Origin of the sequence: Peribacillus sp. NPDC058002 (assembly GCF_042886655.1) — a bacterium.
In the GTDB taxonomy this organism is placed as follows: domain Bacteria; phylum Bacillota; class Bacilli; order Bacillales; family DSM-1321; genus Peribacillus; species Peribacillus aracenensis.
Map to the genome: position 1 here is coordinate 1 of NZ_JBHVQU010000098.1, position 15,443 is coordinate 15,443.

Here is a 15,443-nt window from a genome sequence, read left to right on the forward strand (position 1 = left end):
GGAATACTAATGCGCACAATGGGACTTGATTTAGGTTCAAAAACCATAGGCGTTGCCCTGAGTGACGCGATGGGTTGGACTGCACAAGGATTGGAAACGATCAAAATTAACGAAGCTGGAAATGACTTCGGCTTTAAACGCCTCAATGAAATTATAAAAGAGCATGATGTTTCTAAAATTGTCCTCGGTTTACCTAAAAACATGAATGGGACTGTTGGACCGCGAGGCGAAATCAGCCAAGATTTCGCTAAACGATTAGAAAACAAATTCAAGCTGCCGGTGTTTCTCTGGGATGAACGGTTGACAACTATGGCGGCTGAACGTGTCCTTCTTGAGGCGGACGTGAGCCGAAGCAAACGCAAGAAAGTCATTGATAAAATGGCTGCTGTCATGATTCTGCAAGGATTCTTGGACAGACAAACAAATTCAATATGAGGTGAATACTAATGGAACACGGCGAAAACAACATTACAGTAGTAGATGAAAACGGAAACGAGCAGCTTTGCGAAATCCTTTTCACATTCGATTCAGATAAATTCAACAAATCTTATGTACTTTACTATCCGATGTCTGCAGAAGATGACGAGGAAGAAATTGAAATCCACGCTTCATCATTCGTACCAAGCGAAGATAATAAAGATGGTGAACTTACACCGATCGAAACAGAAGAAGAATGGGATCTTGTTGAAGAAATGTTAAATACATTCCTTGACCAAGAAGAAGCAGAAGAAGAATAAGATTAGAAAAAAACCGGCCCTAAAGGTCGGTTTTTTTTGACAAAAGGACAAGGTGATTGGAACGTGTGTGCGAGAATCCTGCGGGAAAGCGAGTGCCTGAAGCGAAATCATCGCTTGTACAAACCTTTAAAATCCGTATTCGATTTTCAGTCTGAACCCGCCTCCATAAATGTTCATGTATGTTCCGGTAACCCCTTATCTTTTCTTTGCGAATAAAAGTATAAATGTAGCGAGCGGACCCAAAAATAATGATAGCAAGAACCAATTCAATGCCGTTCTATTTTTTCCTTGAGCAAGTCCGGCGTTTATGAGTGCCAATGTCCCCCAACCTACAAAATAAGAATTATCCAACTCCTTCACACCTTCCTTCATCTTAAATGAATAGTACCATTCCTACATGAATATTCCTGTCATTTCCTGAAATGCCTAACACATTCAGGGAAAAAATTAGAGCGCATCTTTTAAGCTGAAGAAATTAGATATAACTATATTCCTGTTAAATAACATCTGAATATTGACAAAACAAGTGCATTTTTGCCATAAATAGAGTATTAATGAATGTAGTTTTGCAAAAAACATGTAATTATTTGTTGATTTTAGTATAATGTTCGAAGCGAAGATTAATTAGAGAAAGCATCATCAAGATACCATTCTGTAGTTGGTGTGAGTTTGCAGGGGGAATGAAAATGGATGAAAAAGATAAAAATTTATCTAAAAAGGAACATATCCAAATGAAATTGTTAGAACAGCAAGGAGAAGCAAAGCTGGTTCGTAAAATCATCATGATTACGATAGCTTCGCTTATTTTACTAATTGGGATCGTTGGTCTTGTGGGCTTTTTATATATCAACTCAGCCATGAAGCCAGTCGATCCGGATGATGATACCATCAAGAAAGTGAAAATCCCAATCGGTTCTTCCGTTAACGGAATTTCAACGCTGCTTGAAGAGCAGGGAATAATCAAGGACGCACGCGTATTCAAATATTATATTAAATTCCGCAATGAATCCGGTTTTCAGGCAGGGGAGTATAAATTATCACCTTCCATGCCTATTAAGGATATCGTCACAAGCATCAAAACCGGAAAGCTCATGAAGGAAGCTGCAATGAAGATAACGATACCTGAAGGAAAGCAGCTGAGCCAAATTGCTGATATCATCGCAGTGAAGACTGGTGAAGATCCGAAAAAGGTCTTTAAGAAATTGAATGATAAAAAGTTCGTAAATTCCATGCAAGAGAAATTTCCGCAGCTCTTGACGTCGGAAATTGAAAATGAAAAGATTTTATATCCGCTTGAAGGGTACCTTTTCCCGGCTACTTATGACTTTTATGAGGAAAAGCCGACCCTGGAGTCGATCGTCATCGAGATGCTGAAGAAAACCGAAGAAACATTGCAGGCTTACGAGAGCCAAATGGACAAGAACGGTTATTCCGTGCACCAGATGCTGACCTTCGCTTCGCTTGTCGAAGAAGAGGCGACAGCGCAAGTCGATCGCGGAAAAATAGCTTCCGTCTTTTACAATCGTATTGAGGAAGATATGCCGCTTCAAACGGATCCGACCGTTTTGTATGCGAAGGGTTCACATAAGAGCAGGGTATATTATAAAGACCTTGAGGTGAAATCCCCTTATAATACGTATAAGCACAAGGGGCTGCCGCCAGGGCCGATAGCCAATGCCGGAACGACATCGATCGATGCGGTATTGAAACCTGAGAAAACGGATTATCTGTACTTTTTGGCCACACCTGAAGGGGAAGTCCTTTACTCCAAGACTTTGGATGACCACAATAACAAAAAGGCAGAGCATATTTCCAATAAATAAATGAAAGCTCTTTTCGTAATGATTGTTGTTTTTAAAAAGAAACGATTTAAGGTTGATTGGAGCGGAAGTGCGAGACTCCTGGGGGAGCAGCGGGCCAGGTGAGACCCCACAGGCGTTTATGCCGAGGAGGCTCACCGCCCGCCCCGCGGAAAGCGAGCTATGGAGAGGAAATCAACCACACCGCAATACTTGGTTAGCAACAAAGTATGCGAAAACAGCCTAAATGAAAAAATAGCAATGAGACTGTGGGGGGAGAGATATTACTTTCCCCTTGTTTTTATGATAGAATAGTACAAGTGAATTTTTGATCCGATACTTATCGGTGACGTAACTCGGCAAATGCCGGGTTTTATTTTGAAAGATAAGGAAATTTAGATCGTCAAGCATACTTGTTTCAGCTCCTTGTGAAGAAATTGTCCAATCAATTTTTTCATGTTACTGACCAAGCGCTTTTGTTTTCCTTATAAATGGAGGAAACGTTTTGAACGGAAAAATAGAACAATATCTTCATTCCTTAATTCCGGAGCGTACGGGTTTGCTTAAGGAGTTGGAAGATTTTGCGATGGAAAATAATGTGCCGATCATGGAGCCCGAAGGCATTGAGGTGCTGCTTCAGATTTTAAGGCTTCATCAGCCAAAGGCGATATTGGAAGTAGGTTCGGCAATTGGCTATTCGGCCATTAGGATGGCTGAGACCCTTCCGGAAGCCCGAATCGTCACACTTGAACGCAATGAAGCCCGTATTGAGCAGGCAAGGGCTAACTTCAAGAAGGCGGGACTGTCGGAAAGGATCACCCTCATTGAAGGGGATGCCCTTGAAGCGGGACCGAAAGTGATGGAACATGGTCCGTTTGATATCATCTTCGTTGATGCAGCTAAAGGGCAGTACAAGCGATTCTTTGAACTGTTTGAACCATTCCTTGCTGATGCTGGCATTATCATTACCGATAATGTTTTATTCAAAGGCTTGGTTGCCGAAAACATTGAAGAAATGGAAATGACGAGAAGAAAGCGAGCCCTTATAAAAAAAATAAGAGACTTTAACATCTGGTTACATGACCATCCCAACTTCGATACCGTAATTTTGCCGATTGGTGATGGTGTGGCCATTAGTAAACATAGAGGTGACAAAAATGAAAAAGCCTGAATTACTTGTGACTCCGACAAGTGTCGATCATATGACAGAACTCATCGATGCTGGCGCTGACGCCTTCGTCATTGGCGAACAACGTTATGCGCTTAGGCTGGCAGGGGAGTTCAAACGTGAAGATGTGGAGAAGGCGATTGAGCTTGCACATGCCGCGGGCAAGAAATTGTACGTATCGATGAACGCCATTTTCCATAATGAAAAAGTGGACGAGCTTGAAGGGTACGTCACATTCCTTAAAGAGGCTGGTGCCGACCGGATCATATTCGGTGATCCCGCAGTCTTGATGGCTGTCCGTGCTGTGGCACCTGATATGCCCCTGCACTGGAATACAGAGATGACGGTAACGAACTGGTACACATGTAATTACTGGGGGAAACGCGGTGCTGTCCGTGCCGTTGCTGCCCGTGAGATAAGTCTGGACGAGATAGTGGAAATGAAGGAAAATGCCGAAGTGGAGATTGAAGTCCAAGTGCATGGCATGACATGCATGTTCCAATCGAAGCGTACGCTCCTTGGTAATTACTTTGAATACCAAGGCAAGGCATTGGAAGTGGAAAATCGGAAGGAACAGCGAAATATGTTCTTGCATGATAAGGAACGTGAAAATAAATATCCGATTTATGAAGATGAGAATGGTACACATATCATGAGTCCGAATGATATGTGCATGATCGATGAACTGCAGGAATTGATTGAAGCGGAAATCGATTCACTGAAAATCGAAGGATTATTACAAACACCGGAATATATCATTGAAATGACAAAGTTATATCGGGAAGCGATTGACGTATGTGCTGAAGACCCTGACCGCTATGATGATGTGAAAGCGGAACTTTTTGAAAAAGTCAAAGCGGTTCAGCCGGATAACCGTGAGTTGGATACCGGGTTCTTCTTTAAAGAATCGGTTTATTAAAGAAAAGGGTAAGAGAAAGAGGAGGAATAGCCTTGAATGCTATTGCTGATAAAATTTCCAAGATCGTTGATGGAAAGAGAGTCATTGTAAAAAAACCGGAATTGCTGGCTCCGGCCGGCAACCTTGAAAAGTTAAAAATTGCCGTCCATTACGGCGCGGATGCCGTGTTCATTGGCGGCCAGGAATATGGTCTTCGTTCCAATGCAGGCAACTTCACGTTTGAGGAAATGAAGGAAGGCGTCGAATTCGCTAATAAGTATGGTGCTAAAGTATATGTAACAACCAATATCTTCGCACATAATGAAAATATCGATGGTCTGGATGAATACCTGGAAGGTCTTCAGGAGGCTGGGGTTCATGGTATCATCGTCGCCGATCCATTAATCATCGAAACATGTAAAAGGGTCGCTCCGAACGTCGAGATCCATTTAAGCACGCAGCAATCGCTGTCGAACTGGAAGGCTGTTCAGTATTGGAAAGAGGAAGGCTTGGAGCGTGTCGTTTTGGCACGTGAGACGAGTGCTGATGAAATCCGTGAAATGAAGGAGAAGGTCGATATCGAAATCGAGGCTTTCGTTCATGGGGCCATGTGCATTGCCTATTCTGGACGCTGCACCCTTTCGAACCATATGACGGCGCGTGATTCGAACCGCGGCGGCTGCTGTCAGTCTTGCCGTTGGGATTATGATTTATATGAGTTGGATCAAGACGGGGAAAAGGCTTTATTCGATAAAGAAGATGCCCCATTCGCAATGAGTCCGAAAGACTTGAAGCTGATTGAATCACTGCCAGGCATGATTGAAATTGGCATAGACAGCTTAAAAGTCGAAGGCAGAATGAAATCGATTCATTATATTGCAACAGTTGTCAGCGTCTATCGTAAAGTGATTGATGCGTATTGTGCCGATCCTGACCATTTCAAGGTTAAACAAGAATGGCTGGAAGAGCTTGATAAATGTGCGAATCGTGAGACGGCATCATCGTTCATGGAAGGGGAAATTCCTGGGTATAAACAGCAAATGTTCGGGAATCATACCGTAAAGACTCGCTTCGACTTCGCAGGATTGGTGCTTGATTACAACGAGGAAACTAAAATCGTTACCATGCAGCAGCGTAATTTCTTCAAGCCCGGGGATGAAGTGGAGTTTTTTGGACCGGAAATCGAAAACTTCACTCAAAAAATCGGTACGATCTGGGATGAGTCAGGTAAGGAGCTGGAGGCAGCCCGCCATCCGCTTCAAATTGTCCGCATTCAAGTAGATAATAGAGTTCATGTGAACAATATGATGCGGAAGGAGAATTGATATGACAAGAAAGAAACCAGTGGTCATCGGAGTTACCGGAGGGTCGGGATCAGGTAAAACAAGTGTTACCCGTTCCATTTTTGAATTCTTTCAAGGACATTCCATCTTGATGATCGAACAAGATTATTACTATAAAGATCAAAGTCACCTGCCTTTTGAAGAGCGCTTGAAAACGAACTATGATCATCCGCTTGCATTTGATAATGATTTGCTAATCGATCACATTAACGCATTGCTGCGCTATGAAACGATAGAAAAACCCGTTTATGATTATTCGATCCATACGCGTTCAGAAGAAGTCATCACAGTGGAGCCCCAGGATGTCATCATCCTTGAAGGGATTCTTGTGCTGGAGGATGAGCGCCTCCGGGACCTGATGGATATGAAGCTTTATGTTGATACGGACGCAGACTTGCGGATCCTTCGTCGGATGACCCGTGATATTAAAGAACGCGGCCGTTCCATAGATTCCGTCATCGAGCAATACATCAGTGTCGTCCGTCCGATGCATAATCAGTTCATAGAACCGACGAAGCGTTATGCTGACATCATCATTCCAGAAGGCGGTCAGAACCATGTGGCGATTGACCTTATGGTGACAAAAATTCAAACAATCCTTGAACAAAAGTCTTTTTTGTAATAACATAGCATAAATAATGATAGGTGCCATTTTCCTCCGTTTATTTAAATAATCCCATTTATTTATTGGGAAAGACTGGACAAATGTTGGAAAACGCAATACTCTATTCTTGATACAGAACGAACCGGCTGTTCACCGCAGTCGGTTTATATACTAAGGAACGGATTGTTTCCTAGTATCGAAGCGCGTACTTTTTAAGTCGCGCAATTATATATTTTGACTCGATTTCAGGGTTAAGCACTATATAGTACATAAACTTGTCACAGCGAAAGCTTGCTGTAAAGAATTTGAAGGAGTGAAGGGTTTTGGCAATTGAAAAAGAATATCCAATGACTAAAGAAGGTAAGTTAAAGCTTGAACAGGAACTGGAACAGTTAAAAACGGTTAAACGTAAAGAAGTGGTGGAAAGAATCAAAATCGCCCGCAGTTTTGGGGACCTTTCCGAGAACTCAGAGTACGATTCCGCAAAAGAAGAGCAGGCTTTCGTTGAAGGACGCATTACAACAATCGAAAACATGATCCGCAATGCAAAAATCATTGAGGGCGATGATTCGAATACAGATACAGTTTCTCTAGGGAAGTCGGTAACATTCGTGGAACTTCCAAATGGAGACGAAGAAACGTATTCCATCGTAGGAAGCGTTGAGGCAGACCCATTCGAAGGGAAAATCTCCAATGATTCCCCGATCGCGAAAAGCCTGATGGGGAAAAGGGTCGGCGACAAGGTATCGATCATGACACCTGGCGGCGAAATGAGCGTGAAGATTGTATCCATCGACTAAATAAAAGCAAAAGAGGGTGTCCATGGGGCATCCTTTTTTTTATCGAAAATGTGCCGCGTTAAATTTGTTCATAATTGTTTAAAAATTCGCACCTCGTCAACAATGGTTACGAGGTGTATTTTATGAAAAAGAAACGAATGAGGTTGCTGGCTGTTTTTTTGACCACTGTCATGCTGATGCTCATAGGCAGGCTTGCGTACATCCAACTTGTATCGACAGAATCTTTTTCAAAGCATGATGTGAACCTGTTAGAAGCAAGCGTGAATCAGCGTTCACAGATAGTAAAGATTGATGATGGACGCGGAAAGTTTTATGACAGAAATGGAGAACCGCTTGCACATGAAGAAATCCCGACGCTCGTCCTATTTCCATTTTTAAAAAAAATGACATGGCCCATAGATGAAGTGGCCTCGATAATAGGCAAATCGGAAGAGGAGTTAAAACGGGCGATAGAACAAGCGGATGAACCATTCGTATTTGGCGGGGATGAACCGATAGAGTTGACGTCCAGCCAATCGAAGGCAATCAATGAATTGAAGATTCCCGGGGTTTTTGCCGTGAATGAGAAATTATATCCTGATCAAACCCCTGCAGCGCAATTGATTGGAACGACGAATATATCGGATGCGGAAAAGAAAAAACGTTATCCGGACATGAATTTATCTCCTGAAACGAAAATCGGCAATACGGGGTTGCAAAGGACCTTCGATGAGTTCTTGCTTTCCGCTGGGGAATCCAAGCTCGTTTTTCATGTGGACGCCAGTGGAGGCCCGATGTTCGGTGTCGATGTTAAATATGTGGAACCTGCAAATCCGCTTTACCCGGTGAAGGTCGTGACGACGATCGATAAAGAAATTCAGGAGAAAGCGGAGAAGCTCGTCGATGAACGCGGGATAAAAAAAGGCGGTCTCGTACTGATCGATATCGAAAAAAGTGAAATCGTCGCAATGGTATCACGTCCGGCGCTTAATATAAAAGATCCGAATGGCGAAGGGGCCGTCAATATGATGCTGACTCAAAAAACGCCGGGTTCCGTCTTTAAAACGGTCACGGCAGCAGCTGCCATCGATTATGAAGCGGCCAGTCCCACCAGGACATTCAATTGTAATTTGACGATAGATGGCAAAACGGATAAACAGAGGGAACTGGGCATGCTGAATTTTGAAAATAGCTTTGCCCAGAGCTGCAACAGGACGTTTGCCGAATTGTCACAGGAAATAGCAGAGAAGGATCCGGAATTTTTGGACAAATATGCAAAAATGTTAGGGCTTGTTGGTGAATCGGGCTGGCAAGGGGATGTCTATCACACGGAAGTGACGCAATTGCATCATGAACAAACCGGGAAGGTCTGGCATGATGACGATTTAAAAAAAGATCCTAAAATGATTGCCAAAACAGCAATTGGCCAGCAGGATGTCCAAACGACACCGCTCGCGATAGCGAATATGATGGCAACGATTGCCCGCGGCGGCAAGAAGGAACAGGTCAAAGCCGTTTCCAAAGTCGAATTTAACAATAGTACGACAGTAGTCGATTTTCCGAATCAAAGTATTGGCGGCGAGACACTGTCTCCATATACAACGATGAAGATGCAGCATCTTCTTAGGAAGGTCGTGACGGAAGAGAAAGGGACGGGCGCTTCCTTGAGGGATTTGCCTGTGGAGGTCGCTGGCAAGTCTGGAACGGCTCAGACCAATATCGAAAAAGGGCAGCTGAATAAATGGTTTGCGGGCTACTTTCCATATAAAAATCCCAAATATGCTCTTGTTACCGTAAGTTTTGAAACGAAGGAAAACAGTTCCAGCATGACGCCCCTTTTTTCAGATATTGTAAAAGTCCTGTACTCCAAGGACCAGGACAAAAACGAGAATTGACGAAAAGTGTAGGAAACCCTTCCCTTCTATCTCGGGCTAAATCATGTTAAAATGAGGCAGTAAGAAATGGTAAGGGAGGAATGGACCTTGGGCTCACGTTTCAATCAGAGAGATCAAAAAAGAAAAGTAAATAAAATATATAATATTGCAATCACCATCGTTTCCATTTTAATCGTCATTGTCGCAGTCTCGATTTTCTTAAGTGATGATGGCACGGATTCAAAAAAAGCCACGACTGAACCAAAGCAAATCGCCGATACAGATTCGGGGAAAGTAGCGGACAAGCCTGCTGGCAAAGAAGAAGAAACGGATTCTGAGAAGGAGGACGCAGTAGGAGATAGTAAAGCAAAAGAAGAAGATGCAGGAGAAGAAGACAGTAAAGCAACAGAGGAAGATGCAGAAGATAAGGCTGAAGATGGTGCAAATCCAGAAAAAGCAGGAGATGCCGAACTTGTGGAAGTGGACGGCAGCGGCGATGGCAATGTTGCGTCTACATATACGAGTGAGGGCTGGAAACCAGTTGGAACTCAGCAATCCGGGGAGCACACTACAAGCTTCGACAAGGGCTCGGTCGATTGGAATGAAATGAGTAAAGCCATAGCAAGCGGGGCTGGAATCGATGAAGGCAGCATGAAGCTATGGTGGCTGCAAAACGGGGGTTCGCCCAGCACGGCAATCGGTACGGTTTCTGAAGGAGATAATCCTAAAACCTACCGCGTTTATATTGAATGGGTGGACGGATCAGGTTGGAAACCTGTAAAAGTCGAAGAGCTGAAGACAAACGATAAAAGGTAATGGTCAAAAATTTATATAAGAAAACCCCCGAAAGGAATTTCACTTTCGGGGGTTTTTCATGGTGATCACTTTTTTGCTTTAAAGTGGACGACTGCACTATAAAAACGTCTGCCTTCTTCACTTACATACATTTGGTGTGACACGGATTCCACCTGAAGCATGATTGCTTTATTGATTTCAATTTGTGATTGGATTTTTTCTTCAAGATTCTTAATGCTCTCTGCCTCGAAAAATTCTATTTTATCTTCGAATAAGTTTAAGTCGAGTTGAAAACTCATGACTGTTCCCCTCCAACATTCAGATACTGATAGTTTAACACCATTTTGGCCGAATCTGAACCGGTTGAATGATTTGCCTAAAAACAAGAACTGTTTCTGTGTCCATTTCATATTATGCTTATAGGTTTTATTATCTTATCATAAAAGGTGATTAAAAATGGGCAGAGAATTTATAGATTTATTTGAAGAGTGGTCGAAATCGTATGATGATACCGTTGGTGGACACGATATTGAGTATCAAGAGGTATTTAAACATTATGATAGTATATTGGACAGCGTCACGGATCGGGCTCATGGCCATGTGCTGGAGTTCGGAGTAGGTACCGGGAATTTGACGGAAAGACTTTTGAAGAAAGGCCTGAAGGTATCGGGAATAGAACCTTCACCTGCGATGAGGGAAATAGCGGTAAGCAAGCTGGACGGAAGAACAGAAGTTGTGGATGGCGATTTCATCGATTTTCCGAAGCCGGAACAGGTTGATTCGATCGTGAGTACGTACGCGTTTCATCATTTAACCGATGAAGAAAAAGAAAAAGCTATAGCCAACTATGGAAAGTTACTGAATACTGGTGGTAAAATAGTGTTTGCGGATACGATGTATCAATCAAGGGAAGCGCATGAACAAGCGATTCAAGATGCAAGGCAGGCAGGCTTTCATAATTTGGCAAACGATTTGCAAACCGAATATTATACTACGATTCCTTTTTTGGGAAAAGTGCTTGAAGCAAACGGATATAAGGTGAACTTCGAGCGCTGCAATCAATTTGTCTGGATTATGGAGGCGGAAAAATTATAGGAAGAGGTTTTTACTAATGAAGGTAGCCATAATCGGAGCAATGGAAGAAGAAGTTACGATTTTACGTGATAAATTGGAAGGTTTGGAACAGGTGACCATTGCCGGTTCCGAGTTCAATACAGGCACATTGAATGGTGTCGAGGTCATTTTGCTTAAGTCGGGAATCGGTAAAGTGAATGCGGCAATGTCCACTGCGATCCTGTTAGAAAAATTCAAACCGGATGCGGTCATCAATACTGGCTCTGCCGGCGGTTATCATCCAGCACTTAATGTAGGGGATGTGGTCATATCCTCGGAAGTGCGCCATCATGATGTCGATGTGACGATTTTCGGATATGAATACGGTCAAGTCCCTCAGCTGCCTGCAGCTTTCACTCCGGATGAGAAGCTTTTCACGATAGCGGAAGAAGCAGCAAAAGAAATCGAGGATATACAAGTGGCAAAAGGGTTGATCGTGACGGGGGATTCTTTCATGAATGATCCTGACAGGGTTGAATTCGTCAGAGGGAAATTCTCCGATTTATACGCGGTGGAAATGGAAGCGGCAGCCATTGCACAGGTAGCCTTCCAATTCAAGACACCGTTTGTCATCATTCGTTCCCTTTCGGATATCGCTGGTAAGGAGTCCAATATTTCCTTTGATAAATTCCTGGAAACTGCGGCTCTCCATTCAGCGGCACTGATTTTGAAAATGGTTGAAAAAATGAAATGAATGGTAAGTGATCAGCGGAAGCCTTTCTGCTGATCATTCTTTATTGCATAATTCTCATTAAGTTGGTAGGATAACTATGAAAGGATGTCTAATATGAAAGTCTTTCAAAATATTCATGAGTTGATAGGGAAAACGCCGGTAATGGAAATCACCCATTTCCCGCTTCCGGATGAGGTCCGTATCTTTGCCAAACTGGAATACTTTAATCCGGGAGGCAGTGTGAAGGATCGGCTTGGTCAAGAACTGTTAGCCCAAGCATTACAGACAGGGAAGGTGAAAAAGGGCGGGACGATCATCGAACCGACTGCCGGAAATACTGGGATTGGCTTGGCGTTGGCTGCGATAAACAGTGGAGTGAACGTGATATTTTGCGTTCCGGAGAAATTCAGTGCCGAGAAACAGGAATTGATGCGTGCCCTTGGAGCGAATGTGGTCCAGACCCCGACAGAGGAAGGAATGACAGGGGCAATCGCAAAGGCTAAGGCGCTGCTGGGTGAAATTCCGGGATCATATTGTCCCCAGCAGTTCGCCAACCCATCCAATCCTGATGCATATTATAAAACGCTGGGACCTGAAATATGGGAACAGATGGAAGGCGATGTGGCTGTGTTTGTAGCCGGTGCCGGGACGGGCGGGACATTCATGGGAACATCGCGATATTTAAAAGAAAAGGACGCTGCTGTCAAAACGGTCATAGTCGAACCAGAAGGATCGATTTTAAACGGCGGCAAGGCAGGACCCCATAAAACAGAGGGGATCGGGATGGAATTTTTACCTGCCTATATGGATGAAAGGTATTTTGACCAAATCCATACGGTAAGCGATCTTGAAGCTTTCCATATGGTAAAGGAATTGGCGATTAAAGAAGGCCTCCTTGTCGGCAGTTCTTCAGGCGCGGCATTTGCAGCGGCCATGAAAGAAGCGGCAAAGGCCCCAAGGGGGTCGAATATCGTCGTCATATTTCCGGATTCCAGTGAACGATACTTAAGCAAAAAAATTTATCAGGGAGGTATTTAAAATGAGAAAGAAAACACAATTGATCCATGGCGGCATTTTTGGTGATGAAAAAACAGGAGCGGTGTCGGTGCCGATTTATCAAGTGAGCACCTATAAACAGGATGGTCCGGGGAACCATCGGGGATATGAATATTCCCGTACGGGAAACCCAACCCGCCATGCCCTCGAAGAATTGATCAAGGATCTCGAAGAAGGAAAAAGAGGTTTCGCCTTCGGATCAGGAATGGCAGCGATGACCGCGGTTATGATGCTGTTCAGTCAAGGTGATCATGTATTGATGACAGATGACGTTTATGGAGGGTCTTTCCGGGTCATCACTAAAGTCCTTAACCGCTTCGGGGTGGAAGCTACGTTCATCAATACGAGTGACATCCACTCGATCGAAAAAGAGATAAAGGACAATACGAAGGCATTGTTCATTGAAACACCGACGAACCCATTATTGAAAATCACCGATCTGGAAGAAGTATCGAAAATAGCTAAAGAAAACGGTATCCTCACCATTGTGGATAATACCTTCAGTACGCCATACTGGCAAAATCCGCTTTCACTTGGAGCCGATATCGTGCTTCATAGCGCCACGAAGTACCTGGGGGGACACAGCGATGTTGTAGCGGGTCTTGTCGTGGTGAATGATGAGAATCTTGGCAATGACCTTCATTTCATCCAAAACTCTACAGGAGGCGTGCTAGGGCCTCAGGATTCATGGTTGCTTATGCGAGGCATTAAAACGCTGGGAATCAGGATGGAAGAACATGAAAAAAATACATCTGAAATCGTCCGTTTCCTATCCGGGCATAAAGACGTTTCGAAAATCTATTACCCAGGTCTTGAAAACCACCCAAATCATGATATTGCCAAAAAACAATCGCGTGGATTCGGCGGCATGGTTTCATTTGATGTCGGCAGTGCCGAAAAAGCCGAATCCGTTTTGAATAAAGTGAAACTCTTTACGCTTGCGGAAAGTCTGGGGGCAGTGGAGAGCTTAATTTCCATTCCGGCTTTGATGACACATGCTTCCATTCCGGCTGAGCGCCGTGCAGACCTTGGAATAACGGATGGGTTGATCCGTATTTCAGTAGGTCTGGAAGATGTTGAAGACTTATTGGAAGACTTGGAACAAGCGCTGCAAGGATAATCGGAGAAGGACCGCTTCATTGCTGACTGCCATTATTTACACCCCTATCATTTGGAATAAATATGGTAGAATGAGATATCGATATCTTATAAGCTTGAAAGAAGGTGGAATGGCATGAAAAACCGCAAAAAACAAACGGTTGCATTGCTGCGTTCGAAAATGGTCGATTTTAAACAATTTGCGATCACTTTGTTATGTGTGGGTTCGTTCTTCTATTTAGGAACCATCCTTCCCTCTGGCGACAAAGCGATGATTGACACATATGTCTATATGGGAGCGACCATAACGTTCCTGGGCATGTCAATAATATTTTTCTCATTATCCAAAAAATACAAAAAGACCTTGGACGAAATGGATGACCAAGAGTCTTTACAATAATAGAAGCAAACCTGATTCTTAATGGAATCAGGTTTTTTTACTAACGTTGTTTCCCAATAGGGGCAGATTTACCATACTACCTGCCTTTTTAGGTAATAAAAGCACTTGAAAATGGGGAAAAAGGTGGAAATTTCAAAAAAATAGGCAAAAGCCGTTTACAAATATTGAATTTGTGGATATACTTACCAGGTAATAAAAAATATTCCAAAGGAGGTCGAAGAAAATGACATTGTATCTATATGGAGTCGCCACTATTAGCCGGTCCGTTTCAATTGACAATCACATAACATTCGACCTGTGCCAAGCGGAATATTTCTAAAGCAATTTGGCTTTATTAATCATTCAGACATAGCGGCCGCAGGGAGAAGTGTTTTATCCTGCGGCCTTTTTATATTTTTTTAAAAATCCCGCAGGAGGACGTAACTTTCTGCGGCCTTTTTATGCCTTTTTGTTGGGCCGCTCCCTTAAAGGAGGTGATATTATGACACTGAATATGCTTTTTTTCACAATCACGATTAAAATGAAAAAAATGACTGCCGAGGAATGTTTGCAACAGGAGAGATTCCACAAGATTCGAGAAGAACATCTAGATAAGGCGTTGAAACATCGTCCTTTTTTCTAAAAATACGAGGTTGGTATTCCGTTCATAAAAAAAATTAAGAAAGGTGGAGGTTAATATGTTCAATTTGTTAAACGTAAGAGGAGAGAAGCGTTGCTATTGGCAGGAGAAGGATACCGGCTAACGCTGCCCGCGCATCCCAAGCCTTGTCATGGTTTGTATAAAAGGCCATTGGAAACATGAAAAAGTGAAGGTATGGTTAGTAATGGTTATGACGCTGCTTAACTAGGAACTGCAACGTTGGAAATGAATATGTAAATGGAAAAACTCGGCACTCGGGCCGAGTTTTTTCTTTGCCTGAATCAGCAGCACGGACCTGATCCTCCAAAACCACATCCGCATCCCGGCAGCCACCAAAACCCGAAAATGAGCAATAAAATCAGGAGGACAATAAACAGGCCATAACCAAAGCAGTAACCGGACCCTGCATAACAAGGCGCGGGAGCCGGATAACCATAGCTGCATCCGTATGGTCCATAGTTATATC

General features: G+C 43.3%; 18 protein-coding genes. 16 read left to right on the forward strand and 2 right to left on the reverse strand.

Features of this window, described 5'->3' with window-relative positions; translation table 11 throughout:
* Positions 1 to 9: 9 nt before the first annotated feature.
* A complete protein-coding gene (ruvX, locus tag ACFVSH_RS16295; RefSeq protein WP_034308633.1) occupies positions 10 to 435 on the forward strand; it encodes a Holliday junction resolvase RuvX in 426 nt (141 codons plus the stop codon).
* Positions 436 to 446: 11 nt separating this feature from the next.
* The gene (locus tag ACFVSH_RS16300) at positions 447 to 737 is read left to right on the forward strand and encodes a DUF1292 domain-containing protein (protein WP_063232962.1); all 291 of its coding nucleotides are present in this window, start codon (positions 447 to 449) and stop codon (positions 735 to 737) included.
* Between the two features lie 195 nt (positions 738 to 932).
* Here ACFVSH_RS16300 and ACFVSH_RS16305 read toward each other — a convergent pair whose 3' ends face one another.
* Positions 933 to 1,088, reverse strand: coding sequence for a hypothetical protein (locus ACFVSH_RS16305; RefSeq protein WP_207437078.1), 156 nt, complete (start codon positions 1,086 to 1,088; stop codon positions 933 to 935).
* A gap of 335 nt (positions 1,089 to 1,423) precedes the next feature.
* Between ACFVSH_RS16305 and mltG the strand changes: the two genes are divergently transcribed.
* The 8 genes from mltG to ACFVSH_RS16345 all read left to right on the forward strand — a co-directional run bounded on the left by mltG (position 1,424) and on the right by ACFVSH_RS16345 (position 10,018).
* Entirely contained in the window at positions 1,424 to 2,560 is a 1,137-nt protein-coding gene (gene mltG, locus ACFVSH_RS16310) for an endolytic transglycosylase MltG (RefSeq protein WP_387598141.1), read from the forward strand.
* 481 nt (positions 2,561 to 3,041) lie between these two features.
* Entirely contained in the window at positions 3,042 to 3,707 is a 666-nt protein-coding gene (locus ACFVSH_RS16315; RefSeq protein ID WP_133352886.1) for an O-methyltransferase, read from the forward strand.
* Positions 3,694 to 4,623 carry a peptidase U32 family protein gene (locus tag ACFVSH_RS16320; protein WP_387706881.1) on the forward strand — a complete coding sequence of 310 codons (930 nt, stop codon included), beginning with the start codon at positions 3,694 to 3,696 and terminating at the stop codon, positions 4,621 to 4,623. The genes ACFVSH_RS16315 and ACFVSH_RS16320 overlap by 14 nt, the downstream gene beginning before the upstream one ends.
* 32 nt (positions 4,624 to 4,655) lie before the next feature.
* The gene (locus ACFVSH_RS16325) at positions 4,656 to 5,927 is read left to right on the forward strand and encodes a peptidase U32 family protein (protein ID WP_349727956.1); all 1,272 of its coding nucleotides are present in this window, start codon (positions 4,656 to 4,658) and stop codon (positions 5,925 to 5,927) included.
* Position 5,928: 1 nt separating this feature from the next.
* Positions 5,929 to 6,567 carry a uridine kinase gene (gene udk, locus ACFVSH_RS16330; RefSeq protein ID WP_034308619.1) on the forward strand — a complete coding sequence of 213 codons (639 nt, stop codon included), beginning with the start codon at positions 5,929 to 5,931 and terminating at the stop codon, positions 6,565 to 6,567.
* A 305-nt stretch (positions 6,568 to 6,872) separates the two neighbouring features.
* Positions 6,873 to 7,349, forward strand: a complete 477-nt coding sequence (gene greA, locus ACFVSH_RS16335) for a transcription elongation factor GreA (protein WP_192205694.1) — start codon at positions 6,873 to 6,875, stop codon at positions 7,347 to 7,349.
* A 122-nt stretch (positions 7,350 to 7,471) separates the two neighbouring features.
* Positions 7,472 to 9,223 (forward strand): peptidoglycan D,D-transpeptidase FtsI family protein, encoded by a 1,752-nt coding sequence (locus tag ACFVSH_RS16340; RefSeq protein WP_387598129.1) that lies wholly within the window; start codon positions 7,472 to 7,474, stop codon positions 9,221 to 9,223.
* An 87-nt stretch (positions 9,224 to 9,310) separates the two neighbouring features.
* Entirely contained in the window at positions 9,311 to 10,018 is a 708-nt protein-coding gene (locus ACFVSH_RS16345; RefSeq protein ID WP_387706883.1) for a YrrS family protein, read from the forward strand.
* 65 nt (positions 10,019 to 10,083) lie between these two features.
* Here ACFVSH_RS16345 and ACFVSH_RS16350 read toward each other — a convergent pair whose 3' ends face one another.
* Complete coding sequence (locus ACFVSH_RS16350; protein ID WP_048682770.1) at positions 10,084 to 10,296, reverse strand: DUF2536 family protein; 213 nt, start codon at positions 10,294 to 10,296, stop codon at positions 10,084 to 10,086.
* Between the two features lie 157 nt (positions 10,297 to 10,453).
* Between ACFVSH_RS16350 and ACFVSH_RS16355 the strand changes: the two genes are divergently transcribed.
* The 6 genes from ACFVSH_RS16355 to ACFVSH_RS16380 all read left to right on the forward strand — a co-directional run bounded on the left by ACFVSH_RS16355 (position 10,454) and on the right by ACFVSH_RS16380 (position 14,959).
* Positions 10,454 to 11,092, forward strand: a complete 639-nt coding sequence (locus ACFVSH_RS16355) for a class I SAM-dependent DNA methyltransferase (protein WP_387598123.1) — start codon at positions 10,454 to 10,456, stop codon at positions 11,090 to 11,092.
* A 16-nt stretch (positions 11,093 to 11,108) separates the two neighbouring features.
* Positions 11,109 to 11,804 (forward strand): 5'-methylthioadenosine/S-adenosylhomocysteine nucleosidase, encoded by a 696-nt coding sequence (gene mtnN, locus ACFVSH_RS16360; protein WP_387706885.1) that lies wholly within the window; start codon positions 11,109 to 11,111, stop codon positions 11,802 to 11,804.
* 93 nt (positions 11,805 to 11,897) lie between these two features.
* Positions 11,898 to 12,821 carry a PLP-dependent cysteine synthase family protein gene (locus ACFVSH_RS16365; protein WP_387706887.1) on the forward strand — a complete coding sequence of 308 codons (924 nt, stop codon included), beginning with the start codon at positions 11,898 to 11,900 and terminating at the stop codon, positions 12,819 to 12,821.
* A gap of 1 nt (position 12,822) precedes the next feature.
* Positions 12,823 to 13,959: a bifunctional cystathionine gamma-lyase/homocysteine desulfhydrase gene (locus ACFVSH_RS16370; RefSeq protein ID WP_387706889.1), complete on the forward strand. Its 1,137-nt coding sequence runs from the start codon at positions 12,823 to 12,825 to the stop codon at positions 13,957 to 13,959.
* 114 nt (positions 13,960 to 14,073) lie between these two features.
* Positions 14,074 to 14,337, forward strand: coding sequence for a YrhC family protein (locus ACFVSH_RS16375; RefSeq protein WP_387706891.1), 264 nt, complete (start codon positions 14,074 to 14,076; stop codon positions 14,335 to 14,337).
* A 481-nt stretch (positions 14,338 to 14,818) separates the two neighbouring features.
* The gene (locus ACFVSH_RS16380) at positions 14,819 to 14,959 is read left to right on the forward strand and encodes a YrzI family small protein (RefSeq protein ID WP_260284756.1); all 141 of its coding nucleotides are present in this window, start codon (positions 14,819 to 14,821) and stop codon (positions 14,957 to 14,959) included.
* Positions 14,960 to 15,443 lie beyond the last annotated feature (484 nt).